The following is a 22722-nucleotide window of genomic DNA, read 5'->3' on the forward strand; positions in this document are numbered from 1 at the left end:
GTTCTTACCAAACTTCCCTGCTCGGGCTTCGCCAATTCAGCGGTGAAGACGGCACCATCGTACTGTCTATGCGGAAATTTCCAAGGGAAACCCACTGGCAACCGAGCCTGCATCACAGTTGCCCGGAGGTACTTCGGTACAACCCGGCCGGCCTGCTAGAATGCGCGGCCATTCGCCTTGATCCAAGCCCCCAGCATGTCCCGACTCAACCCTCGGCAACAGGAAGCCGTGAACTACGTCGGTGGTCCGCTATTGGTGCTCGCCGGCGCAGGCTCCGGCAAGACCAGCGTGATCACCCGCAAGATCGCCTACCTGGTGCAACAGTGCGGGATCCGCGCGCAGCACATCGTCGCGGTGACCTTCACCAACAAGGCGGCGCGCGAGATGAAGGAGCGCGTCGGCAGCCTCCTGCGCGGCAGCGAGGGCAAGGGCCTGACCGTCTCCACCTTCCACAACCTCGGCCTGAACATCATCCGCAAGGAACACGCGCGCCTGGGCTACAAGCCCGGCTTCTCGATCTTCGACGAGTCGGATATCAAGGCGCTGCTGACCGACATCATGCAGAAGGAATATTCCGGGGATGATGGCGTCGACGAGATCAAGAACTACATCGGTAACTGGAAGAACGACCTGATCCTGCCGGACGAGGCACTGGCCAAGGCGCGCAACCCGAAGGAACAGACCGCCGCCATCGTCTACCTGCACTACCAACGCACACTCAAGGCGTACAACGCGGTGGACTTCGACGACCTGATCCTGCTGCCGGTGAAGCTGTTCCAGGAACACCCGGACATCCTGGAGAAATGGCAGCACCGCGTGCGCTACATGCTGGTGGACGAATACCAGGACACCAACGCCAGCCAGTACCTGCTGGTGAAGCTGCTGGTGCAGCACCGCGCGCAGTTCACCGTGGTGGGTGACGACGACCAGTCGATCTACGCCTGGCGTGGTGCGCGGCCGGAAAACCTGATGCAGCTCAAGGAAGACTTCCCCTCGCTGAAGGTGGTGATGCTGGAGCAGAACTACCGCTCCACCAGCCGCATCCTCAAATGCGCGAACATCCTCATCGCCAACAACCCCCACGTGTTCGAGAAACAACTGTGGAGCGAGATGGGCGTGGGCGATCCGATCCGGGTGATCCGCTGCCGCAACGAGGACGCCGAGGCCGAGCGCATCGCCATGGAAATCCTCACGCTGCACCTGCGCACCCAGCGGCCCTACAGCGATTTCGCCATCCTCTACCGGGGCAACCACCAGGCCAAGCTGATGGAGCTCAAGCTCCAGCATCACCAGATCCCCTACCGGCTATCCGGCGGCACCAGTTTCTTCGGCCGCCAGGAAGTGAAGGACCTGATGTCCTACTTCCGCCTGCTGGTGAACCCGGACGACGACAACGCCTTCCTCCGCGTGATCAACGTGCCGCGCCGGGAGATCGGTTCCACCACCCTGGAGAAGCTCGGCAACTACGCCACCGAACGCGGCATTTCGATGTACGCCGCCTGCGACGAGATGGGCCTGACCGAGCACCTGGACAGCCGCTTCACCGACCGCCTGCAGCGCTTCAAGCGCTTCATGGATACCGTGCGCCAGCAGTGCGCGCAGAACGATCCCATCGCCGCGCTGCGCAGCATGGTGATGGACATCGACTATGAAAACTGGATTCGCCAGAACGCCTCCAGCGACAAGGTCGCGGACTTCCGCATGGGCAACGTCTGGTTCCTCGTCGACGCCCTGAAGAACACCCTCGAGCGCGACGAGGAAGGTGGCATGACCATCGAGGAAGCCATCGCCAAGCTGGTGCTGCGCGACATGCTCGAGCGCCAGCAGGAGGAAGAGGAAGGCGCCGAAGGCGTGCAGATGATGACCCTGCACGCCTCCAAGGGGCTGGAATTCCCCTACGTCTTCATCATGGGCGTCGAGGAGGACATCCTCCCCCACCGCTCCAGCATCGAAGCCGACACCATCGAAGAAGAACGCCGCCTGGCCTACGTGGGCATCACCCGCGCGCGGCAGAACCTGGCCATGACTTTCGCCGCCAAGCGCAAGCAGTACGGCGAAATCATCGAATGCTCCCCCAGCCGCTTCCTCGAGGAACTGCCTCAGGAAGACCTGGAATGGGAAGGCATGGAAGACGCACCGGTGGAGGTGAAGGCCGCGCGCGGCAACACGGCCCTGGCGGACATCCGTGCCATGCTGAAAAAGTCCTAGGGCCTGTTCGGGGTCTTGCAAGCTGGAGCCGCGCTTCTGGGGCCGACGCGCAGCTGACCCTGGACCGGCGCGAAATCAAAGCACCCCGGTACAAACCGGGCAATACATGAGGGTACAGGCGTGGAAGCGCTGAAACAGAAGATTCGTGAAGAAGGCATCGTACTGTCCGAGCAGGTACTGAAGGTCGACGCCTTCCTCAACCACCAGATCGATCCGCGCCTGATGCAGCAGGTGGGCCACGAGTTCGCGGAACGCTTCAAGGGCCTGGGCGTCACCAAGATCGTCACCATCGAAGCCTCCGGCATCGCCCCTGCGGTGATGGCTGGCCTGGAACTGGGCGTGCCGGTGATCTTCGCCCGCAAGTTCCAGTCGCTGACCCTGAAGAGCGACCTGCTGATCTCCAAGGTGTTCTCCTTCACCAAGCAGACCGAAAGCACCATCGCCATCTCGGCCAAGCACCTGACCGCTGCCGACAAGGTGCTGGTGATCGACGACTTCCTCGCCAATGGCCACGCCGCCAAAGCGCTGATCGACCTGATCCAGCAAGCCGGCGCCAGCGTTGCTGGCATCGGCATCGTGATCGAGAAGTCCTTCCAGGAAGGCCGCGCCCTGCTGGAAAGCGAGGGCTATCGCATCGAATCCCTGGCGCGCCTCGCCTCGCTCGCTGACGGCAAGGTCACCTTCGTCGATTGATCCCGTCGCTCCAGGATCGACCATGACGGTGTGGGGGCGATTTCAATCGCAATGCAGGACGAAGTCCTGCCGTAGGTTGTGGCTGAGCCCACGAAGCCCAACGGGCATGCTCAGCTGCTATCGTTGGGCTTCGCAGAGCTCAGCCCAACCTACCGGTCCGGGGAAACCGGTTACCTGTGAGCGATGAATTCGCTCCCACAACGCGCCCGGGCTGCGACAACTGGTCGCAGCGAGCAGGCAAAAAAAGCCGCCCTCGGGCGGCTTTTTCGTCGATGGCGGACTATTACAGACCGGACATCTTCTTGATGGTGGCTTTCAGCTCATCATCGGTGCAGTCGGCGCAGGTGCCCTTCGGCGGCATGCTGTTGATGCCGGTGATGGCCTTGGCCAGGATGCCGTCGAGGCCGCCCTGGTGGTCAGCACGCTCTTTCCAGGCAGCGGTATCGCCGATCTTCGGCGCACCCAGCACGCCAGCGGTGTGGCAGGCGCCACAGTGCTTGGCAATGATGTCGTCCGGCGTACGCGCGCCGCCGCCAGCAGCGGCTGCTACGGCGCCAACGCCCTTGCATTCCTGACCCTGTACGCAGACCTCGCCTACCGGCTTGATGCGCTCGGCGATGGCGTCGTCGGTCGCGGCCTGGGCGCTAACAGCCCACAGGGCCAATACGGCAGCATGGGCCGCCAGCATCTTCTTGATTAGGTTCACCCTTACACCCTCATCGTGGCTAGTTTCGCCCGCGGCCACGGTTTCGCGGGCGGGCGCAAGTATATACGGATAGTCCGCCACGCTGAAACAACCCAACTTGTCGCAGGGAAACTGGCGTGGCGCCTACGGAATTCAGAAGTTCGCCGGTGTGGTCGCGCTGATCAGGCGGGCCGGGGCGTCGAACGGATTGCGGAAACGGTGCGGCTTGCTGCTTTCGAAGTAGTAGCTGTCGCCCGGTTCGAGGACGTACACCTCGCTGCCGATAGTCAGCTCAAGACGGCCTTCCACCAGCATTCCGGCCTCTTCGCCATCGTGGGCGTACATCTCGTCACCGGTATCGGAACCCGGTGGATAGGTTTCGTCGAGGAAGGCCAGGGCGCGGCTGGGATGGGCCTTGCCCACCAGTTTCATGGTGATGGCACCACTGCAGATATCGGTGAGTTCGGCAGCCCGATAAACCACCTGGACCTGGTTTTCCTGCTCGAGATCGAGGGAGAAGAATTCAACCAGCGACATGGGAATACCCCCCAGCACCTTCTTCAGCGAGCTGATGGAGGGGCTGACACTGTTCTTCTCGATCATGGAAATCGTGCTGTTGGTGACACCCGCACGCTTGGCGAGCTCACGCTGGGACAGGCCTTTCAGCTTGCGGATGGCTTGCAGTCGAACACCGACGTCCAATGGCGGGATCCTCCTTGGGATCAGGGGGGTGGTCACGGTCGCCGTATCATGGCAACAGCGTTCAGTATTTACAACACTCGGGTTGCCAATACTGCGCAAACGCTCCCCATCCCAGGGATAGCCCGGGAAAAACCGTAATCTTGCGGGAAAAATTCGGAGAAATGATCACTTTTCTGATCATCTCGCCCCTTTTTCAGGAATCAGGTGTAGACGAGCGGTACCCGACGCAGGTTGCAGAAGATCTGGTACGGAATGGTGCCGGCATGGACCGCGACATCACTGGCCAGGACTTCCTTGCCCCAGAGCTCGACGCGGCTGCCTAGGCCGGCGTTGGGCAGGTCGGTGAGATCGACCGTTAGCATATCCATGGACACCCGGCCGATCAGTCGGCTCGGCTGCCCGTCGATGCTCACCGGGGTGCCGGTGGGTGCATGACGCGGGTAGCCATCGGCGTAGCCCATGGCAACCACGCCGACGCGGGTCTGGCGCTCGGTGACGAATTTCGCGCCGTAACCGACCGGCTGGCCGCCCGGCAGTTCGCGCACGCTGATGATTTTCGATTCCAGGGTCATCACCGGCTTCAGTTTCTCGGCCAGGGAATGCGCCTGTTCGAACGGGGTGGCGCCGTAGAGCATGATGCCGGGACGCACCCAGTCGCTCGGGACCTGCGGCCAGCCCAGCACGGCCGGCGAGTTGCGCAGGCTGACCTCGGCCTCAAGGCCGGCGCGGGCCTGCTCGAACACGGCGACCTGCTCGGTGCTGCTGGCGCAGTCCAGTTCGTCGGCACGGGCGAAGTGGCTCATCAGGACGATTTTCTCGACCTTGCCGCTCGCCTGCAGACGCTGCCAGCCGTCCCGGTATTCGGCCGGGTGCAGGCCGACGCGGTGCATGCCCGAATCCAGCTTGAGCCAGACGGTCAGCGACTTGCGGATGGAAGCGCGTTCGATGGCCTCCAGCTGCCAGCCGGAATGCACCACGGTCCAGAAATCGTGCGCCTGGATCAGCTCCAGTTCGTCAGCCTCGAAGAAGCCCTCCAGCAGCAGTATCGGCTTGCGGATGCCCGCCGCGCGCAGCTCCAGCGCTTCCTCGATGCAGGCCACGGCAAAACCGTTGGCCTCCGGCTCCAGCGCCTGGGCGCAGCGCACCGCGCCATGACCATAGGCATCGGCCTTGACCACGGCGAGGGCCTTGGCGCCCGTGACTTCGCGGGCGAGGCGGTAGTTATGGCGAAGGGCTTCGAGATCGATCAGGGCACGGGCGGGACGCATGGCGAGGGCTTCTTCTAATTGATCAGGCGGAAAAAACCCGGCGCGAACGCCGGGCTGAGCAAAAACTTAAGGAAGTGCGGCGATGACCATCATCTCCACCAGCACGTCGGGCGAGTACAGCTTCGCCTCCACGCAGGCACGGGCCGGGGCGGCGCCCTTCGGCACCCAGGCATCCCACACCGCGTTCATCGCGGCGTAGTCCGCCTCCATATCCTTCAGGTAGATGGTCACCGACAGGATGCGGCTCTTGTCGGTACCGGCCTCGGCCAGCATCGCGTCGATGGCGGCCAGAGTTTCGCGAGTCTGTTGGCCGACGCCCGCGCTGTGCTTCTCATCCAGCTGGCCGGCCAGGTAGACCGTGCCGTTGTGGATGACGATTTCGCTGTAGCGGGTTTCAGTGCGCAGGCGCTGGATTGACATTGTCCGGGGTCTCCTTGGAATTGCCGTAACGGAAGATATCCAGGCCTTCGGCGCTGATCTGCGGACGCTTGCGCGCCATCAGGTCGGCGAGCAGGCGACCGGAGCCGCAGGCCATGGTCCAGCCAAGGGTACCGTGTCCGGTGTTGAGGAACAGGTTGCGGAACGGCGTCGCGCCCACGATCGGGGTGCCGTCCGGGGTCGCCGGGCGCAGACCGGTCCAGAAAATGGCCTGGGACAGGTCGCCGCCTTCCGGGTAGAGGTCGGCGGTGATCATTTCCAGGGTGTCACGGCGAGCCGGATTCAGGTCCAGGTTGAAACCGGTGATCTCGGCCATGCCGCCCACGCGGATGCGCTTGTCGAAACGGGTGATGGCGACCTTGTAGGTCTCGTCGAGAATGGTCGAGGTCGGAGCCATGTCCGGATTGGTGATCGGCACGGTCAGCGAATAGCCCTTGAGCGGATAGACTGGCGCCTTGATGCCGAGCGGCTTGAGCATTTGCGGGGTGTAGCTGCCCAGGGCCAGCACGTAGCGGTCGGCGGTTTCCAGCTTGCCGTCGATCCACACGCCGTTGATCCGGTCGCCGGCGAAATCCAGGCGCTCGATGTTCTGACCAAAGCGGAATTCCACGCCCAGCTTCTCCGCCATCTCGGCCAGGCGGGTGGTGAACATCTGGCAGTCGCCGGTCTGGTCGTTGGGCAGGCGCAGGGCGCCGGCCAGCTTGTGCTTGACCTTGGCCAGGGCCGGCTCGACGCGGGCGATGCCCTCGCGGTCGAGCAGCTCGTAAGGCACGCCGGAACGCTCGAGGACGGCGATGTCCTTGGCTGCGGCGTCGACCTGGGCCTGGGTGCGGAACAGTTGGGTGGTGCCGAGCGCGCGACCTTCATAGCTGATGCCGGTTTCGGCGCGGAGTTCGTCGAGGCAGTCGCGGCTGTACTCGGACAGACGCACCATGCGCTCCTTGTTCACCGCATAGCGGGCGGCGGTGCAGTTGCGCAGCATCTGCGTCATCCACAGGTACTGGTCGATGTCGCTGGTGGTGCGGATGGCCAGCGGCGCATGCTGCTGCAGCATCCACTTGACGGCTTTCAGCGGCACGCCGGGCGCGGCCCAGGGCGATGCATAACCGGGGGAAACCTGGCCAGCGTTGGCAAAACTGGTTTCCATGGCCACAGCGTTCTGGCGGTCCACCACGACCACCTCGAACCCTGCCTGGGCCAGGTAATAGGCGCTAGTCGTACCGATCACACCACTGCCAAGGACCATCACTCGCATGTCTGTCTCCATTCGCAACGGGGAATTCGCTGCGTTTGTTATTTTGAGCGTCATTGGCGCGAAGTATAGGGAGACAATCCCAGTGATATTCACTATATAGATAGCTATATTTGGCGATAATTCTCGGTAAAATGCGCTTCAGCGGAGGGGCATCCACCATGCGCACCCAGCATCAATCCCGTCGTGAACTCGACAAGATAGACCGGAATATTTTACGAATCCTGCAGGAAGACGGCCGTATCTCCTTCACCGAGCTGGGCGAACGCGTAGGGCTTTCCACTACGCCCTGCACCGAGCGCGTCCGCCGCCTGGAACGCGAGGGCATCATCCTCGGCTACAACGCGCGCCTGAACCCGCAGCACCTCAAGGCGAGTCTGCTGGTGTTCGTCGAGATCAGCCTGGACTACAAGTCCGGCGACACCTTCGAAGAATTCCGCCGCGCCGTGCTCAAGCTGCCCCACGTGCTGGAATGCCATCTGGTGTCGGGCGACTTCGACTACCTGGTGAAGGCACGGATCAACGAGATGGCCTCCTATCGCAAGCTGCTCGGCGACATCCTGCTGAAGCTGCCCCACGTGCGTGAATCCAAGTCCTACATCGTCATGGAAGAGGTGAAGGAATCACTGAATCTGCCGATTCCCGAATGATGTGTTACCTGCGTTCCGAACCCCTTGGCATGTTCGGGGGGTTCGCCTTATTCTGCCCGGGCGTTTAATTTTCCACACAATAAAATCAGGATTTCGCACATGAACGCCCGCGTTCGCATCCCGGTGCACACCGAACAACACGCCCCCTCCTATTACGCTGCGACCGCGAACCGTCGCATCGACTACCCGCCCCTGGCGGGAGAGGTGCTGGCCGATGTGTGCATCGTCGGCGGCGGCTTCTCCGGGCTGAACACCGCGATCGAGCTGGCCCGGCGCGGCCGCTCGGTGGTACTGCTGGAGGCCCGGCAGATCGGCTGGGGCGCCAGCGGTCGCAATGGCGGGCAACTGATTCGCGGCGTCGGCCACGGCGTCGAGCAGTTCGAGCCGGTGATCGGCGCCGACGGCGTGCGTTCACTCAAGCTGATGGGGCTGGAAGCGGTGGAGATCGTCCGTCGCCGGGTGGAAGAGTTCGCCATCGACTGCGACCTGACCTGGGGCTACTGCGACCTGGCCAACAAGCCCGGTGACTTCGCCGGTTTCGCCGAGGACATGGAAGAACTCAAGGGCCTTGGCTACCGCCACGAGCTGCGCCTGGTGCAGCCTGGCGAGATGCGCAGCGTGGTGGGTTCGGACCGCTACGTCGGCGGCCTGATCGACATGGGTTCCGGCCACCTGCACCCACTCAACCTCGCCCTGGGCGAAGCCGCTGCGGCGCAATCCCTTGGCGTGCGCCTGTTCGAGCACTCCACCGTGACCCGCATCGAGTACGGGGCAGAAGTGAAAGTGCATGCCGCCCGCGGCGTGGTCCGCGCCAGGACCCTGGTGCTGGCCTGCAATGCCTATCTGAACAACCTCAACCCGACTCTCGGCGGCAAGGTGCTGCCCGCCGGCAGCTATGTCATCGCCACCGAACCGCTGCCGGCTGACCTGGCCCGCGAGCTGCTGCCGCAGAACATGGCGGTATGCGACCAGCGCGTCGCCCTGGACTACTACCGCCTTTCCGCGGACAACCGTTTGCTGTTCGGCGGCGCCTGCCATTATTCCGGACGCGATCCAGCGGATATCGGCGCCTATATGCGGCCGAAGATGCTCAAGGTCTTCCCGCAACTGGAAAACGTGCGCATCGACTACCAGTGGGGCGGCATGATCGGCATCGGCGCCAACCGCCTGCCGCAGATCGGCAAGCTGCCGGACCAGCCCAATGTCTACTTCGCCCAGGCCTATGCCGGCCACGGGCTGAACGCCACCCACCTGGCCGGCCAGCTCCTGGCCGAAGCCATCTGCGGCGAGCAGGGCAGTGGTTTCGACCTCTTCGCCAAGGTGCCGCACATCACCTTCCCCGGTGGCCGCCACCTGCGCTCGCCTCTGCTGGCCCTTGGCATGCTCTGGTACCGGATGAAGGAAGCGGTGGGGATCGCCTGATCCCCATTCCCGCAAAGGCTCGGCGTCTAGCGCCGGCCTCAGTCCGCAACCACCTCGGCGCCGTCATCGAACAGCTCGCGGCTCCAAGCCAGCCAGACGAACCCGGCAGCGCCAAGGGCCATCATCAACGGCAGCGCGTGGCCGCTGATCCACTGGCTCGCCGCACCGGTCACCAGCGGTCCCACCAGGCAGCCAATCCCCCAGAGCTGGGCGACATGGGCGTTGGCCCGCACCAGCTCGTCATCCCGGTAACGTTCGCCGATGAGGATCAGCGCCAGGGTGAACAGCCCGCCGGCACTGGCGCCGAACAGCACCCAGAGCGGCCAGATCAGCGGCGTGTGCAGCAGCAGCGGAATGCCCAGGCTGCTCAGCAGCAGCGTCACGCCGCAGGCACGGAACAAGGAGCGCCGTGACATGCGGTCAGCCAGCCAGCCGATGGGCAGTTGCAGGGCGGCATCGCCCACCACCACCACGCTGGCCATCAGCAGCGCCACCTCCTGGGTAAAGCCCTGGCGCAGACCGTAGATCGGCAATAGGGTCAGCATCATCGCCTCGAATGCGGCGAACAGCGCCACCGCCCAGGCAATGGTCGGCAAGCGCGTGCAGAAGGACCAGAGCCCACGCCCCGAGGCGCTGTGGGCGTCGACACTCGGCGCGCCGGTACGGCCGAGCAGCAGCAGCGAGCCGCCAATCAGCAATCCGGTGCCGGTCCAGAAACCGAGGTCGTTACCAGTGCCGATCGCGCTCAGCAGCAGCGGACCGGATAACTGGCTCAGGGCGTAGCCGGTGCCGTAGAGGGCCACCAGGCGTCCGCGCCACTCGTCCACCGCCAGTTGGTTGATCCAGCTCTCGCCGAGGATGAACACCACCGTCAGGGCGACGCCGATCAGCAGCCGCAGCACCAGCCAGACCGGGTAGGACTGCACCAGCGCCAGCGATGCCACCGACAAGGCCCCCACCAGCAGGCACATCTGCATCAGCGTGGCAGTGCCGAAGCGTGCAGCCAGCCGCCCGGCGATCACCGCGCCGAGCAACACACCGACCGCCGGGGTCGCCGCCATCACACCGATGGCGAAACTGCCGTGGCCCCAACTTTCCAGCCGCAACGAAACCAGCGGCATGGTCACGCCCAGGGCGAGGCCGATGCTGATGACCGCGCCGCTAACCGCGAAGTAGGTTCCCCAACGCATTGCCAATGTCCTCCCTTTCCATGCGGGGCAAAGCAAAAAAGGCCGGGCTCCATCGCTGGAAACCCGGCCGCAGGCGTGGCTCGTAGAGCCGGCCCCCCGAACCGCGAGGGGCGGACCTCAATGGTGTATCAGAGCTTGATCCAGGTGGCCTTCAGCTCGGTGTACTTGTCGAAGGCATGCAGCGACTTGTCGCGGCCGTTGCCGGACTGCTTGAAGCCACCGAAGGGCGCGGTCATGTCGCCGCCGTCGTACTGATTGATCCAGACGCTGCCAGCGCGCAGGGCCTTGCCCACCAGGTGGGCGCGGGACAGGTTGCTGGTCCACACCGCTGCGGCCAGGCCGTAGATGGTGTCGTTGGCGATGGCCACCGCTTCTTCCTCGGTGTCGAAGCCGATCACCGACAGCACCGGGCCGAAGATTTCTTCCTTGGCGATACGCATGGCGTTGTCCACGCCGTCGAACACGGTCGGCTCGACGTAGGTGCCGCCGGTTTCTTCCAGCACGCGCTGGCCGCCGGCGACCAGCTTGGCGCCGTCTTCCTTGCCCGCCTCGATGTAGCGCAGCACCTGGTTCATCTGGGTGGTGTCCACCAGGGCGCCGACGTTGGTCGCCGGGTCCAGCGGGTTGCCCGGTTTCCAGGTCTTGATCGCCTCGACCACCATGGGCACGAACTTGTCCTTGATCGAGTTCTCCACCAGCAGGCGCGAACCAGCGGTGCAGACCTCGCCCTGGTTGTAGGCGATGGCACCAGCCGCGGCTTCGGCGGCGGCCTTGAGGTCCGGGGCGTCGGCGAAGACGATGTTCGGGCTCTTGCCGCCAGCTTCCAGCCAGACGCGCTTCATGTTCGATTCGCCGGCGTAGATCATCAGTTGCTTGGCGATCTTGGTGGAGCCGGTGAACACCAGGGTGTCGACATCCATATGCAGGGCCAGGGCCTTGCCCACGGTGTGGCCGAAGCCCGGCAGCACGTTGAACACGCCGGCCGGAATACCGGCCTCAATGGCCAGCTGGGCGATGCGGATGCCGGTCAGCGGCGACTTCTCGGACGGCTTGAGGATCACCGAGTTGCCGGTGGCCAGGGCCGGGCCGAGCTTCCAGCAGGTCATCAGCAGGGGGAAGTTCCACGGCACAATGGCGGCGACCACGCCGACCGGCTCACGGGTCACCAGGCCCAGTTCGTTGTGCGGGGTGGCGGCGACTTCGTCGTAGATCTTGTCGATGGCCTCGCCGCTCCAGCGGATGGCGCGGGATGCGGCCGGCACGTCGACGGCCATGGAGTCGCCGATCGGCTTGCCCATGTCCAGGGTTTCCAGCAGGGCCAGCTCTTCAGCGTGGGCGTCGATCAGGTCGGCGAAGCGGATCATGATCTTCTTCCGCTTGACCGGCGCCAGACGCGACCAGACACCGGACTCGAACACGGCGCGGGCGTCCTTCACCGCCAGCTCGGCATCGGCCAGGTCACAGCTGGCGACCTTGCCCAGCAGACGGCCGTCGACCGGGCTGATGCAGTCGAAGGTCTCGCCGGAAACGGCGTTGGTGTATTCGCCATGGATGAAGGCGCGGGTCTCGATCTGCACGGACTTGGCGCGTTGTTCCCAGTCTGCACGGGTCAGGGTGGTCATTGGAGCTTTCCTCTTATTAGAAGAGTGCCGCCAGCTCAGGCATGCACTGTCAAAAATTCTGCAAGGCCGACCTACGAATGGCCATCCTCGCAACCCTAAACCAGACAGACCAGCCTTTTCAATATATTTGACAGAATTCCGTCAAACACCCTTGCCTTGTTCGATTTATCAAACATAGACTGCGTTCAAATCATTACTACAAGCCACCTCGCCTTCTCCGGTGCCCACAATGACAAATGCCTTTACGCCAAAACTGGGCAGAATATCCAACAGTCTCGACGACTTCTGGACATCTTTCACCGCCAACCGCCAGCTCAAGGCATCGCCACGCCTGCTGGAAAGCGCCGAAGGGATGTACTTCACCTGCACCGATGGGCGCCGCGAGATTACCGAGGCCGCGAGCAAACAGATCGACATTTTCGTCGGCACACTCGCCGACTCCATCCGCAAGGCCGCCTGAACAGGGACCACAAAATGAACATCCAGCAGATCGTCGACTTCGCCCAGGCCACCACCACCCCGGAGCACTACCGCCCGGCGCCCGAGAAGATTCTCAAGGGCGATCCCGAGCAGAGCGTACGCAACCACTACGCCAGCCCCTGCGGCCAGTTCAACGTGGGCATCTGGGAGGGCGCGGTGGGCCACTGGACGGTGAACTACACCGAACACGAGTACTGCGAGATTCTCCAGGGCGTGTCGGTGATCCGCGATGCCGACGGCAATGCCAAGACCGTGCGCGCCGGCGACCGATTCGTCATCCCGGCCGGTTTCTCCGGCACCTGGGAAGTGCTGGAACCGTGCCGCAAGGTCTACGTGATTTTCGAACAGGCTGCTCGCTGAGCCCGTTCTCCCCATGCTTGTCACCCTTCAACCCGCCACTGGCGGGTTTTTTTATGGGCAAAAAGCCAAGGCTGCTTTCCAATGGGGGCGATTTCAATCGCTGAGCAGGCCTGCCCTCTGCCGCCCATTGGGTCGGCTCCGCCGCCCTTGGCCAATGCATTCGCCCCCACAATGAGTCGGCAGCCAAGTCCAAAGTCCGAGCCCATCAACCGGCAGAAATCCCAGGCATGAAAAAGCCCGCACGAGGCGGGCTTCTTCGACAAGGGCCGGATCAATTACTTGATCTTGGCTTCCTTGTAGATCACGTGCTTGCGCACAACCGGATCGAATTTCTTGATTTCGATCTTGTCGGGAGTGGTGCGCTTGTTCTTGTCGGTGGTGTAGAAATGGCCGGTACCGGCACTGGACACCAGACGGATCAGTTCACGCATGATTGACTCCTTAAACCTTTTCGCCGCGGGCGCGCAGTTCGGACAGAACTGCGTCGATGCCGCGCTTGTCGATGATACGCATGCCCTTGGCGGAAACGCGCAGACGCACGAAGCGCTTCTCGGACTCGACCCAGAAGCGGTGGTGCTGCAGGTTCGGCAGGAAACGACGACGGGTTTTGTTGTTTGCGTGGGAAATGTTGTTCCCGGTAACCGGACCCTTACCGGTTACTTGACAGACTCTCGACATGCCTCAGCCCTCTAAACCACATGCCCAACCCGGCATGGGTTGGCCGCTTGAACTCTCACATTGTGGGCGCTTGAACGCCCGTCTCGTCAGGGTCTTACCGGCCGCAATTTGACTGCGAAAGACCGGGCCCCCAGAAAAGAGCGCTGCTTTATATCAGAAACCCCCTAGTGCAGCAAGGGACGTAGCGATTTACCCACAGCCCGGGGAAGCCGCAATCATGCCAGCATCGCCACGCCAAGGGGATCCGGGCTACGCGACCGCTCGTCGCCCGCGACGCATTGTCCGCTGGCCGGGCTTGGTCTAGGGTAAGGCCTTTGGCTCACAACGGGCCTTCCCCACCGCAAAGGAGCTTGCCATGCGCCTCGCCGCCCTCCCACTGCTGTTCGCCCCGCTGCTCACCCAGGCCGCCACCTTGAGCGTCTGCACCGAGGCCAGCCCCGAGGGTTTCGACGTGGTGCAGTACAACTCTCTAACCACCACCAACGCCTCGGCCGACGTGCTGATGAACCGCCTGGTGGAGTTCGATGCGCAGAACGGCAAGCTGGTCCCGGGCCTGGCCGAGCGCTGGGAGGTCTCCGCCGATGGCCTGACCTACAGCTTCCAGCTGCGCCCGGGCGTGACCTTCCATGCCACCGACTATTTCAAGCCGAGCCGCCCGCTGAGCGCCGACGACGTGGTGTTCAGCTTCCAGCGCATGCTCGACCCGGCCCACCCATGGCACAAAGTGGCCCAGAGCGGCTTCCCCCACGCGCAGTCCATGCAGCTGCCGAGCCTGATCAAGAGCATCGACAAGCTGGACGACCACCAGGTGCGCTTCGTCCTCAACAAGCCGGACGCCACCTTTCTCGCCACCCTCAGCATGGGTTTCGCCTCCATCTATTCAGCCGAATATGCCGAGCATCTGATGAAGGCCGGCACGCCTTCAATGCTCAACGCCCAGCCCATCGGCACCGGCCCCTTCGTCTTCCGCCGTTTCCAGAAGGACGCCGCCGTGCGCTACGCCGCCAACCCGGACTACTTCGGCGGCAAGCCTGGTGTCGACGGCCTGGTCTTCGCCATCACCCCGGACGCCAACGTGCGCCTGCAGAAGCTGCGTCGCGGCGAATGCCAGATCGCGCTGTCGCCCAAGCCGCTGGATGTGCAATCCGTCTCCGGCGACAAGAACATCAGGACGGTGCAGACAGAGGCCTTCATGACCGCCTTCGTCGGCATCAACAGCCAGCACCCGCCGCTGGACAAGCCCGAGGTGCGCCAGGCGATCAACCTTGCCTTCGACAAGCCGAGCTATATCAAGGCCGTATTCGAAGGCAGCGCCACCGCAGCCAACGGCCCTTTCCCGCCGAACACCTGGAGCTACGCCAAGGACCTGCCGGCATACCCCCACGACCTGTCAAAGGCCAAGGCACTGCTCGCCGAAGCGGGCCTGAAAGACGGCTTCAAGACCACCATCTGGACCCGCCCTTCCGGCAGCTTGCTCAACCCCAATCCAAGCCTCGGTGCCCAGATGCTGCAGGCCGACCTGGCCAAGGTGGGCATCCAGGCGGAAATCCGCGTGATCGAGTGGGGCGAACTGATCCGCCGCGCCAAGGCCGGTGAGCATGACCTGCTGTTCATGGGCTGGGCCGGCGACAACGGCGACCCGGACAACTTCCTCACTCCGCAATTCTCCTGCGCCTCGGTAGAGTCCGGCCTCAACTTCGCCCGCTACTGCAACGCCGAGTTGGACAAGCTGATCGCCGACGGCAAGACCCACGCCGACCTGGCCGAACGCACCAGCCTCTATGAAAAGGCCCAGCGGATCATCCGCGAGCAGGCGCTCTGGCTGCCGCTGGCCCATCCCACCGCCTTCGCCCTGACCCGCGCCAACGTCGAGGGTTACCAGGTGAACCCCTTCGGCCGGCAGGATTTCGCCAAGGTGAGGCTGGACTAGATCCAGCCCCTCTCTGCCATAGACAAGGGCTCACCATCGCCGACGATGAAGTGATCCAGCACCCGCACGTCGATCAGCGCCAGCGCCTCCTTGAGGCGCCGGGTCAGCTGGCGATCAGCCTCGCTGGGCTCGGCGATGCCTGACGGGTGGTTGTGGCTGAGGATGAGCGCGGCCGCGTTGTGCGCCAGGGCGCGCTTGACCACCTGGCGCGGGTAGACGCTGGCGCCGTCGATGGTGCCGTGGAACAGCACTTCGAAGGCCAGCACCCGGTGCTTGCTGTCGAGGAAGAGGCAGGCGAACTGCTCATGGTGGGAATGGCGCAGTTGTGCCTTGAGATAATCGCGCACCGCCTGCGGGCTCTCCATCGCGGAGTCGCGGCGCAACCCTTCGGCCAGGTGACGCCGGGCCATTTCCAGCACCGCCTGCAATTGGGCGAATTTGGCCGGACCGAGGCCCAGATGCTGGCTGAAGTCCTGCAGCTCGGCCTCGAGCAAGGCGCGCAGGCTGCCGAAGTCGTTGAGCAGATGGCGGGCGAGGTCAACGGCGCTGCGGCCAGCCACCCCGGTACGCAGGAAAATGGCAAGGAGTTCGGCGTCGGAAAGGGCCGCCGCACCCAGTTCGAGAAGCTTCTCCCGCGGACGTTCCGCCGCAGGCCAATCGCGGATGCTCATGACACCTCCATGGTTGAGCCGCGCCGCTGTTCCAGTGCGGTCGCTGTGATATCTTAACCCACCTTTTTTGCGCGGCGATCGGCCTGGGGAGGCGCCTTCGCCGCAGCGCATCTTCCACTTCATAAAAGGCAGGCCTATGCAGCGGCTCTATCGGAAACGCATCCTCCTGGGCGTGGGCGGCGGCATTGCCGCCTACAAGAGCGCTGAACTGGTTCGCCGCCTGCGCGACCAGGGTGCCGAAGTCCGCGTGGTAATGACCCAGGGTGGCCGCGAGTTCATCACCCCCCTGACCCTCCAGGCCCTGTCCGGGCATCCGGTCCACCTCGACCTGCTCGACCCTGCCGCCGAAGCGGCCATGGGCCATATCGAACTGGCCCGCTGGGCCGACCTGGTGCTGATCGCGCCCGCCACCGCCGACCTGATGGCGCGCCTGGCCCAGGGCGTGGCGGACGACCTGCTGACCACCCTGGTACTGGCCACCGACGCCCCGGTCGCCCTGGCGCCGGCGATGAACCAGGCCATGTGGCGCGACCCGGCCACCCAGGCCAACCTGGGAGTCCTTGCCAAGCGTGGCCTGCGCCTGTTCGGCCCGGCCGCCGGCAGCCAGGCCTGCGGCGACGTCGGCCTCGGCCGCATGCTGGAGGCTGAGGAACTGGCCCAGCTCGCCGCCAACTGCTTCGAGCACCGCGCCCTGACCGGCCGCCACGTGCTGATCACCGCCGGCCCAACCCAGGAAAACATCGACCCGGTGCGCTACATCACCAACCACAGCTCCGGAAAGATGGGCTTCGCCCTCGCCGAAGCCGCGGTAGAAGCCGGCGCCAAGGTGACCCTGATCAGCGGCCCGGTCCACCTGCCCACCCCGGACCGCGTCAATCGCATCGACGTGGTCAGCGCCCGCGACATGCTCGCCGCCTGCGAAGCAGCCATGCCCTGCGACCTGCTGATCGCCGCCGCGGCCGTCGCCGACTACCGCCCGGAAGTGGTCGCGCCGCACAAAATGAAGAAGGACCCGACCAGCGGCGAAGGCCTGCTGCTGCAGCTGGTACGCAACCCCGATATCCTCGCGACCCTCGCCAGCCGGCCCGATCGCCCCTTTAGCGTGGGCTTCGCCGCCGAAACCGAAAACCTGCTGGAATACGCCTCGCGCAAGCTCAAGGACAAGAACCTCGACTTGATCGTCGCCAATGACGTGGCCAACCCCAGCATCGGCTTCAATAGCGAGGAAAACGCCATCACCGTCATCGACCGCGACCTGGGTCAGACCAGCTTCGCCCAGACCAGCAAGGGCAAGATCGCCCGCCAGCTGATCGCCTTCATCGCCGAACGCCTCAACCAGGCCTGAGACTCCATGCACTCATTGCAAGCCAAGATCCTCGATTCCCGCCTCGGTAGCGAATTTCCCCTGCCGCAATACGCCACTCCAGGCTCCGCCGGCCTCGACCTGCGCGCCATGCTCAAGGAAGAAGTCGTCCTCGAACCGGGCCAGACCATCCTCATCCCCACCGGCCTGTCGATTCACATCGCCGACCCCGGCCTGGCCGCGCTGATCCTGCCGCGCTCGGGCCTCGGCCACAAACACGGCGTGGTGCTGGGGAACCTGGTGGGCCTGATCGACTCCGATTATCAGGGCGAGCTGATGGTGTCCTGCTGGAACCGCGGACAGACCACCTTCTGCATCGCCATTGGCGAACGCATCGCCCAACTGGTCCTGGTCCCCGTGGTCCAGGCGCACTTTGAACTGGTCGACGAATTCCACGAGAGCGAGCGCGGCACCGGCGGTTTCGGTCACACCGGCAGCCACTGACCGGCCAGAATCAGGAAGACGATTCGCCCAGGAGACGTTCAGTGAAACTCTTCAAGCGCAGCAAGGACGCCACCGGCAACGGCACAGCCCGCCCCTCGCCCGAGGCTGGGCCTGGCCGCAAGGACTCCGGCGACCTGCTCCCGGGAATGCTCGCTGCCCTCGCAGGCGTGGCCGCTGCCGGCGCCCTGCTCTGGTTCGGCGTGCTTGTCCCGTCCGAGCAGAGCCGGGTCGGGCAGCTTGCGCAGGCCTGGGGCGACAGCCAGGCCTCCGCCCTGCGCCAGGCCATCACCCAGTTGCAGGCCGATACCGCCGCAGCCGCCCGCGATCCAAGCCTGATCGACGCACTCAACAGCGGCGATGCCGAACGGCTGATGGCCGCCGAGCGCAGCCTGGGCTATCGCGACGGCGTGATCGACGCCCATCTCAACCTGCCCGGCCAGGCCCAGCAGAACAGCCAGCGCGCCGCGCCGATGAACTTCGCCGCGCTGGACCTGTTGCGTCGCCTGGAAGGCGGCCGGCAGCCCAGCCCCGAAGCCTACAAGGTGGGTGAACGCTGGCTGATCTACAGCGCGGCGCCACTGCGCCAGAACGATCAGAGCGCCCCCCAGGGCACGCTGTTGCTGGTGTTCGACATGGATCGCCTGCTGCGGAGCCTGCCGACATTGCCGGACGGCGCTGGCCAATTGCAGCTGATCCAGCAGTTCAACAATGCCCCGGCCCAGGTGCTGGCCCAGCGCGGGCAGCCCGGCGACGCCGCGGCGATCGCCCTGGACAGCGGCAATCCGAACTGGAAGCTCAGCTTCGTTCCCGGTACGGCACTGGCCGGCGAAGGCGTTTCCCCGCTGCTGCTGGCACTGGCCGCGCTGCTCGCCCTGGGCGGCGCGGTGCTGGGCCTGAAGCTTTACCAGGGCACGCTGCAGCGCAAGCTGCGTGATGACGCCCAGCAGCTCAATCAGATGCTGCAAGAACTCTCGAACGGCAAGAGCGTCAAAGCCTTCAGTCTGCGCCTGCCGGCGCTGGACAACCTGGCCCAGGCGCTTGCCCGCCAGCCCAGGCGCAAACCCGAGCCGGCGCCGGACAACGGCCAGGCCAGGGCGGTCGCCAGCAACCCCGTTGCCCCAGCTCCCGCCCAGCCTGCCGTATCGGCCGAGCCGCTTTTCCAAGATACCGACATTCTCGATATCGACATCCTCGACGAAGACCAGGACCTCCTGGGATTGGAGCAAGCCCCTGCCATGACCAGCATCGAACAGATCGCCCCCACCCTGCCCGCCAGCATTTTCCGCGCGTATGACATCCGCGGCGTGGTCGGCGATACCCTCACCACCGAGACCGCCTACTGGGTCGGTCGCGCCATCGGCTCCGAGAGCCTGGCCCGCGGCGAGCCCAACGTCTCGGTCGGCCGCGATGGCCGCCTGTCCGGCCCGGAGCTGGTCCAGTCGCTGATCCAGGGCCTGCTGGACTGCGGTTGCCAGGTCAGCGACGTCGGCATGGTGCCGACCCCGGCGCTCTACTACGCAGCCAACGTGCTGGCCGGCAAATCCGGCGTGATGCTCACCGGCAGCCACAACCCGCCGGACTACAACGGCTTCAAGATCATGATCGCCGGCGAAACCCTGGCCAACGAACAGATCACTGCCCTGCACACCCGCATCCAGAGCAACGACCTGGCCAGCGGCGTCGGCAGCCTCGAAGCGGTGGACGTGCTGGATCGCTACTTCCGTGAAGTCCGCGACGACATCGCCATGGCCAGGTCCCTGAAAGTGGTGGTGGACTGCGGCAACGGCGTAGCCGGGGTGATCGCACCGCAGCTGATCGAGGCCCTGGGCTGCACCGTGATCCCGCTGTACTGCGACGTCGACGGCACCTTCCCCAACCACCATCCGGACCCGGGCAAGCCCGAGAACCTGGAAGACCTGATCGCCAAGGTCAAGGAGACCGGCGCCGATCTCGGCCTGGCCTTCGACGGCGACGGCGACCGCGTCGGCGTAGTGACCAACGAAGGCACCATCATCTACCCGGACCGCCTGCTGATGCTGTTCGCCAAGGATGTGGTATCGCGCAATCCGGGCGCCGACATCATCTACGACGTCAAGTGCACCCGCCGCCTGACCTCCCTCATCAGCGGCTACGGTGGCCGCCCGGTGATGTGGAAGACCGGCCACTCGCTGATCAAGAAGAAGATGAAGGAAACCGGCGCACTGCTGGCTGGCGAGATGAGCGGCCACATCTTCTTCAAGGAGCGCTGGTACGGCTTCGACGACGGCATCTACAGCGCCGCGCGCCTGCTGGAAATCCTCAGCCAGGACAAGCGTGACGCCGAAACTGTGTTCTCGGCCTTCCCGAAAGACGTCTCCACTCCGGAAATCAACATCACCGTCACCGACGAGAGCAAGTTCCAGCTGATCGAGCGCCTGCAGCGCGAGGCCAACTGGGGCGAAGCGAACCTCACCACCCTCGATGGCGTGCGTGTCGATTACCCGAAGGGCTGGGGCCTGTGCCGCGCCTCCAACACGACCCCCGTGCTGGTGCTGCGCTTCGAGGCCGACACCGAGGAAGAGCTGGAACGCATCAAACAGGTGTTCCGCAGCCAGCTCAACCTCATTGCCCCTGAAATCAACCTGCCGTTCTGATCCGTTCCACTGGAGCCCAGCATGACCCTCAGCCTTGACGCTGCTTCCCAAGTCGCCCAGGTCCTGTCCGAAGCACTGCCCTACATCCGCCGCTTCGTCGGCAAGACCCTGGTGGTCAAGTACGGCGGCAACGCCATGGAGAGCGACGAGCTGAAGGCCAGCTTCGCCCGCGACGTGGTGCTGATGAAGGCCGTCGGCATCAACCCCGTGGTGGTGCACGGCGGCGGCCCGCAGATCGGTGACCTGCTCAAGCGCCTGTCCATCGAGAGCCACTTCGTCGACGGCATGCGCGTGACCGACGCGCAGACCATGGACGTGGTCGAGATGGTGCTGGGTGGCCAGGTGAACAAGGATATCGTCAACCTGATCAACCGCCATGGCGGCAGCGCCATCGGCCTGACCGGCAAGGACGCCGAGCTGATCCGCGCGAAGAAGCTCACCGTCACCCGCCAGACCCCCGAGATGACCCAGCCGGAGATCATCGACATCGGTCACGTGGGCGAGGTTGCCAGCGTCAACACCGATCTGCTGAACATGCTGGTGCAGGGCGACTTCATCCCGGTGATCGCGCCGATCGGCGTGGGCGCCAACGGCGAGTCCTACAACATCAACGCCGACCTGGTGGCGGGCAAGGTAGCCGAGGCGCTGAAGGCCGAGAAGCTGATGCTGCTCACCAACATCGCCGGCCTGATGGACAAGCAGGGCCAGGTACTCACCGGCCTGTCTACCGAGCAGGTCAACAGCCTGATCGCCGACGGCACCATCTACGGCGGCATGCTGCCGAAGATCCGCTGCGCGCTGGATGCCGTGCAGGGCGGCGTGAATGCCGCACACATCATCGACGGCCGCGTTCCCCACGCCGTGCTGCTGGAGATCTTCACCGACACCGGCGTCGGCACCCTGATCACCAACCGCAAGCGCGGCTGACCACAGCAACACCCGAACAGGCCGGAGCGATCCGGCCTGTTCATTTTCAGGAGCCGGAAATGGCCAAGCTGCCCCGTGATGACTTCCGTTTCTTCCACCCCTTGCGCGTGCGCTGGGCCGAGGTCGATCCGCAAGGCATCGTCTTCAACGGCAACTACCTGACCTACGCCGACGTCGCCATCACCGAGTACTTCCGCGCCATGGACGTGGCTTATCCGGCCGACCTGCTGAAAGACGGCGGCGACTTCTTCGCAGTGAAGACCTTGCTGGAATACCTGGCGCCGGCACGCTTCGACGACCTGCTGGACATCGGTGTGCGCGTCAGCCGTCTGGGCGGCGCCAGCATGACCTTCGAGCTGGGCATCTGGCACGGGGCAGAACAACTCACCTCGGGCGAGGTGGTCTATGTGCACGCGGACGCCGGCAGCCGCAAGAGCCTGCGTCTGCCGGACTGGCTGAGGGAGCGGGTGCGGGGCTTCGAACGGCTCGCGCCGCCGACTGAGGTCGGCTAGCGAGCAACGCCAAGCAGTTCGGCCAGCCGCTCACGGTCGGCGGCAAAGCTCGCCTTGGCGGCATCGCGGTCCTTTTCGTAGCGAGCGATGTCGTTGTCCAGGCTCTTCTGCTGGTTGCGCAGGTTGTCGATCTGCTCCACCAGATGGGCGGGCACCTCGCGTCCGGCCCGCTCGCTTTCCGCTGCCTGACTCTGCAGGCTGGCCTGCTGGTTGCGCAGCGATTGCTGGTTGCCACGGGCGACTTCGATCAGGCCATCCAGTTCGGCCATCTTGCGCTCCAGCGCGCGATCGACGTCTTCGATACTGGTATATAGCCGCAGCAACCGGGCATCGGAACTGGCGCGAGCCTTCTCATCCAGCTGACGCTGCATCTCCTCACGGCTCGGGGCCGGCGGGACCACACGCACAACCCGCCCCTGCTCGTTGAGCACCTGGTAACCCTTGCCGACGTATTCCGGGGGAACGCCCTGGCGATCCAGGACGGTCACACCCTTGTCGTCAACATAGCGATACAGTTCGGCCGCGCCGGCCAGCGCCGGCGCCAGCAGAAGCAGCGCCAGGCTGTAGCGAAGTGCGAACGGCTTCAACATGAGG

Annotated in this window: 22 protein-coding genes and 1 pseudogene; 12 read left to right on the plus strand and 11 right to left on the minus strand. The window is 64.5% G+C overall.

The window, feature by feature from the left end:
- Window positions 1-195: 195 nt before the first annotated feature.
- Window positions 196-2208, plus strand: a complete 2013-nt coding sequence (gene rep, locus ACFW0B_RS05315) for a DNA helicase Rep (RefSeq protein WP_449146904.1) — start codon at window positions 196-198, stop codon at window positions 2206-2208.
- A 120-nt stretch (window positions 2209-2328) separates the two neighbouring features.
- Window positions 2329-2901: a xanthine phosphoribosyltransferase gene (locus tag ACFW0B_RS05320; RefSeq protein ID WP_449146905.1), complete on the plus strand. Its 573-nt coding sequence runs from the start codon at window positions 2329-2331 to the stop codon at window positions 2899-2901.
- Between the two features lie 283 nt (window positions 2902-3184).
- Here ACFW0B_RS05320 and ACFW0B_RS05325 read toward each other — a convergent pair whose 3' ends face one another.
- The 5 genes from ACFW0B_RS05325 to dadA all read right to left on the minus strand — a co-directional run bounded on the left by ACFW0B_RS05325 (window position 3185) and on the right by dadA (window position 7249).
- Window positions 3185-3607 carry a c-type cytochrome gene (locus tag ACFW0B_RS05325; protein WP_151138368.1) on the minus strand — a complete coding sequence of 141 codons (423 nt, stop codon included), beginning with the start codon at window positions 3605-3607 and terminating at the stop codon, window positions 3185-3187.
- Between the two features lie 132 nt (window positions 3608-3739).
- Window positions 3740-4288 (minus strand): cupin domain-containing protein, encoded by a 549-nt coding sequence (locus tag ACFW0B_RS05330; RefSeq protein ID WP_449146906.1) that lies wholly within the window; start codon window positions 4286-4288, stop codon window positions 3740-3742.
- A 200-nt stretch (window positions 4289-4488) separates the two neighbouring features.
- The gene (gene alr / locus ACFW0B_RS05335; RefSeq protein ID WP_449146907.1) at window positions 4489-5556 is read right to left on the minus strand and encodes an alanine racemase; all 1068 of its coding nucleotides are present in this window, start codon (window positions 5554-5556) and stop codon (window positions 4489-4491) included.
- Between the two features lie 66 nt (window positions 5557-5622).
- Complete coding sequence (locus ACFW0B_RS05340) at window positions 5623-5976, minus strand: RidA family protein (protein WP_449146908.1); 354 nt, start codon at window positions 5974-5976, stop codon at window positions 5623-5625.
- Complete coding sequence (gene dadA / locus ACFW0B_RS05345; protein ID WP_449146909.1) at window positions 5951-7249, minus strand: D-amino acid dehydrogenase; 1299 nt, start codon at window positions 7247-7249, stop codon at window positions 5951-5953. Before dadA ends, ACFW0B_RS05340 begins: the two co-directional genes overlap by 26 nt.
- Before the next feature lie 158 nt (window positions 7250-7407).
- On the opposite strand from dadA, the gene ACFW0B_RS05350 reads away from it, so the two are divergent.
- Together ACFW0B_RS05350 and ACFW0B_RS05355 are read left to right on the plus strand one after the other, a co-directional pair.
- Window positions 7408-7896, plus strand: coding sequence for an Lrp/AsnC ligand binding domain-containing protein (locus ACFW0B_RS05350; protein WP_449146910.1), 489 nt, complete (start codon window positions 7408-7410; stop codon window positions 7894-7896).
- 99 nt (window positions 7897-7995) lie between these two features.
- Window positions 7996-9318: an NAD(P)/FAD-dependent oxidoreductase gene (locus ACFW0B_RS05355; protein ID WP_449146911.1), complete on the plus strand. Its 1323-nt coding sequence runs from the start codon at window positions 7996-7998 to the stop codon at window positions 9316-9318.
- 38 nt (window positions 9319-9356) lie between these two features.
- On the opposite strand, the gene ACFW0B_RS05360 is transcribed toward ACFW0B_RS05355, so the two are convergent.
- Together ACFW0B_RS05360 and ACFW0B_RS05365 are read right to left on the minus strand one after the other, a co-directional pair.
- A complete protein-coding gene (locus ACFW0B_RS05360) occupies window positions 9357-10508 on the minus strand; it encodes an MFS transporter (RefSeq protein WP_449146912.1) in 1152 nt (383 codons plus the stop codon).
- 128 nt (window positions 10509-10636) lie between these two features.
- On the minus strand, window positions 10637-12130 hold the full coding sequence (locus ACFW0B_RS05365) for an aldehyde dehydrogenase (protein WP_449146913.1): 1494 nt from the start codon (window positions 12128-12130) through the stop codon (window positions 10637-10639).
- 229 nt (window positions 12131-12359) lie between these two features.
- Between ACFW0B_RS05365 and ACFW0B_RS05370 the strand changes: the two are divergent.
- Window positions 12360-12486: pseudogene (locus tag ACFW0B_RS05370) on the plus strand (hypothetical protein); the annotation flags it as partial.
- 118 nt (window positions 12487-12604) lie between these two features.
- Window positions 12605-12970: a cupin domain-containing protein gene (locus ACFW0B_RS05375; protein WP_449146914.1), complete on the plus strand. Its 366-nt coding sequence runs from the start codon at window positions 12605-12607 to the stop codon at window positions 12968-12970.
- A 275-nt stretch (window positions 12971-13245) separates the two neighbouring features.
- Here the strand turns inward: ACFW0B_RS05375 and rpmG are convergent, their stop codons facing one another.
- Window positions 13246-13401: a 50S ribosomal protein L33 gene (gene rpmG / locus ACFW0B_RS05380; protein ID WP_003457707.1), complete on the minus strand. Its 156-nt coding sequence runs from the start codon at window positions 13399-13401 to the stop codon at window positions 13246-13248.
- Window positions 13402-13411: 10 nt separating this feature from the next.
- Window positions 13412-13648: a 50S ribosomal protein L28 gene (rpmB, locus tag ACFW0B_RS05385; RefSeq protein ID WP_003457710.1), complete on the minus strand. Its 237-nt coding sequence runs from the start codon at window positions 13646-13648 to the stop codon at window positions 13412-13414.
- 355 nt (window positions 13649-14003) lie between these two features.
- Between rpmB and ACFW0B_RS05390 the strand changes: the two genes are divergently transcribed.
- The gene (locus ACFW0B_RS05390; RefSeq protein WP_449146915.1) at window positions 14004-15578 is read left to right on the plus strand and encodes an ABC transporter substrate-binding protein; all 1575 of its coding nucleotides are present in this window, start codon (window positions 14004-14006) and stop codon (window positions 15576-15578) included.
- Here the strand turns inward: ACFW0B_RS05390 and radC are convergent.
- Window positions 15575-16249, minus strand: coding sequence for a RadC family protein (radC, locus tag ACFW0B_RS05395; RefSeq protein ID WP_449146916.1), 675 nt, complete (start codon window positions 16247-16249; stop codon window positions 15575-15577). The genes ACFW0B_RS05390 and radC overlap by 4 nt on opposite strands.
- Window positions 16250-16385: 136 nt before the next feature.
- Here radC and coaBC point away from each other — a divergent pair, with 136 nt between their 5' ends.
- The 5 genes from coaBC (at window position 16386) to ACFW0B_RS05420 (ending at window position 22128) form a co-directional block, all read left to right on the plus strand.
- On the plus strand, window positions 16386-17594 hold the full coding sequence (gene coaBC / locus ACFW0B_RS05400; protein WP_449146917.1) for a bifunctional phosphopantothenoylcysteine decarboxylase/phosphopantothenate--cysteine ligase CoaBC: 1209 nt from the start codon (window positions 16386-16388) through the stop codon (window positions 17592-17594).
- Window positions 17595-17600: 6 nt separating this feature from the next.
- A complete protein-coding gene (dut, locus tag ACFW0B_RS05405) occupies window positions 17601-18056 on the plus strand; it encodes a dUTP diphosphatase (RefSeq protein WP_449146918.1) in 456 nt (151 codons plus the stop codon).
- A gap of 1235 nt (window positions 18057-19291) precedes the next feature.
- Window positions 19292-20689, plus strand: a complete 1398-nt coding sequence (gene algC / locus ACFW0B_RS05410) for a phosphomannomutase/phosphoglucomutase (RefSeq protein WP_449147035.1) — start codon at window positions 19292-19294, stop codon at window positions 20687-20689.
- A gap of 21 nt (window positions 20690-20710) precedes the next feature.
- Complete coding sequence (argB, locus tag ACFW0B_RS05415; RefSeq protein WP_449146919.1) at window positions 20711-21616, plus strand: acetylglutamate kinase; 906 nt, start codon at window positions 20711-20713, stop codon at window positions 21614-21616.
- A gap of 59 nt (window positions 21617-21675) precedes the next feature.
- Complete coding sequence (locus tag ACFW0B_RS05420) at window positions 21676-22128, plus strand: acyl-CoA thioesterase (protein WP_449146920.1); 453 nt, start codon at window positions 21676-21678, stop codon at window positions 22126-22128.
- Here ACFW0B_RS05420 and ACFW0B_RS05425 read toward each other — a convergent pair.
- Window positions 22125-22718, minus strand: a complete 594-nt coding sequence (locus tag ACFW0B_RS05425) for a DUF4124 domain-containing protein (RefSeq protein ID WP_449146921.1) — start codon at window positions 22716-22718, stop codon at window positions 22125-22127. The genes ACFW0B_RS05420 and ACFW0B_RS05425 overlap by 4 nt on opposite strands.
- Between the last annotated feature and the right edge of the window lie 4 nt (window positions 22719-22722).

The organism is Metapseudomonas phytobenefica, assembly GCF_043392685.1.
GTDB lineage: Bacteria > Pseudomonadota > Gammaproteobacteria > Pseudomonadales > Pseudomonadaceae > Metapseudomonas.

Excerpts from the sequence above, each read along its gene's own strand:
- rep (WP_449146904.1), top strand. The coding sequence starts at position 196 with ATGTCCCGACTCAACCCTCGGCAACAGGAAGCCGTGAACTACGTCGGT.
- alr (WP_449146907.1), bottom strand. The coding sequence starts at position 5,556 with ATGCGTCCCGCCCGTGCCCTGATCGATCTCGAAGCCCTTCGCCATAAC.
- ACFW0B_RS05340 (WP_449146908.1), bottom strand. The coding sequence starts at position 5,976 with ATGTCAATCCAGCGCCTGCGCACTGAAACCCGCTACAGCGAAATCGTC.
- dadA (WP_449146909.1), bottom strand. The coding sequence starts at position 7,249 with ATGCGAGTGATGGTCCTTGGCAGTGGTGTGATCGGTACGACTAGCGCC.
- ACFW0B_RS05350 (WP_449146910.1), top strand. The coding sequence starts at position 7,408 with ATGCGCACCCAGCATCAATCCCGTCGTGAACTCGACAAGATAGACCGG.
- ACFW0B_RS05355 (WP_449146911.1), top strand. The coding sequence starts at position 7,996 with ATGAACGCCCGCGTTCGCATCCCGGTGCACACCGAACAACACGCCCCC.
- ACFW0B_RS05360 (WP_449146912.1), bottom strand. The coding sequence starts at position 10,508 with ATGCGTTGGGGAACCTACTTCGCGGTTAGCGGCGCGGTCATCAGCATC.
- ACFW0B_RS05365 (WP_449146913.1), bottom strand. The coding sequence starts at position 12,130 with ATGACCACCCTGACCCGTGCAGACTGGGAACAACGCGCCAAGTCCGTG.
- ACFW0B_RS05375 (WP_449146914.1), top strand. The coding sequence starts at position 12,605 with ATGAACATCCAGCAGATCGTCGACTTCGCCCAGGCCACCACCACCCCG.
- rpmG (WP_003457707.1), bottom strand. The coding sequence starts at position 13,401 with ATGCGTGAACTGATCCGTCTGGTGTCCAGTGCCGGTACCGGCCATTTC.
- rpmB (WP_003457710.1), bottom strand. The coding sequence starts at position 13,648 with ATGTCGAGAGTCTGTCAAGTAACCGGTAAGGGTCCGGTTACCGGGAAC.
- ACFW0B_RS05390 (WP_449146915.1), top strand. The coding sequence starts at position 14,004 with ATGCGCCTCGCCGCCCTCCCACTGCTGTTCGCCCCGCTGCTCACCCAG.
- radC (WP_449146916.1), bottom strand. The coding sequence starts at position 16,249 with ATGAGCATCCGCGATTGGCCTGCGGCGGAACGTCCGCGGGAGAAGCTT.
- coaBC (WP_449146917.1), top strand. The coding sequence starts at position 16,386 with ATGCAGCGGCTCTATCGGAAACGCATCCTCCTGGGCGTGGGCGGCGGC.
- dut (WP_449146918.1), top strand. The coding sequence starts at position 17,601 with ATGCACTCATTGCAAGCCAAGATCCTCGATTCCCGCCTCGGTAGCGAA.
- algC (WP_449147035.1), top strand. The coding sequence starts at position 19,292 with ATGACCAGCATCGAACAGATCGCCCCCACCCTGCCCGCCAGCATTTTC.
- argB (WP_449146919.1), top strand. The coding sequence starts at position 20,711 with ATGACCCTCAGCCTTGACGCTGCTTCCCAAGTCGCCCAGGTCCTGTCC.
- ACFW0B_RS05420 (WP_449146920.1), top strand. The coding sequence starts at position 21,676 with ATGGCCAAGCTGCCCCGTGATGACTTCCGTTTCTTCCACCCCTTGCGC.
- ACFW0B_RS05425 (WP_449146921.1), bottom strand. The coding sequence starts at position 22,718 with ATGTTGAAGCCGTTCGCACTTCGCTACAGCCTGGCGCTGCTTCTGCTG.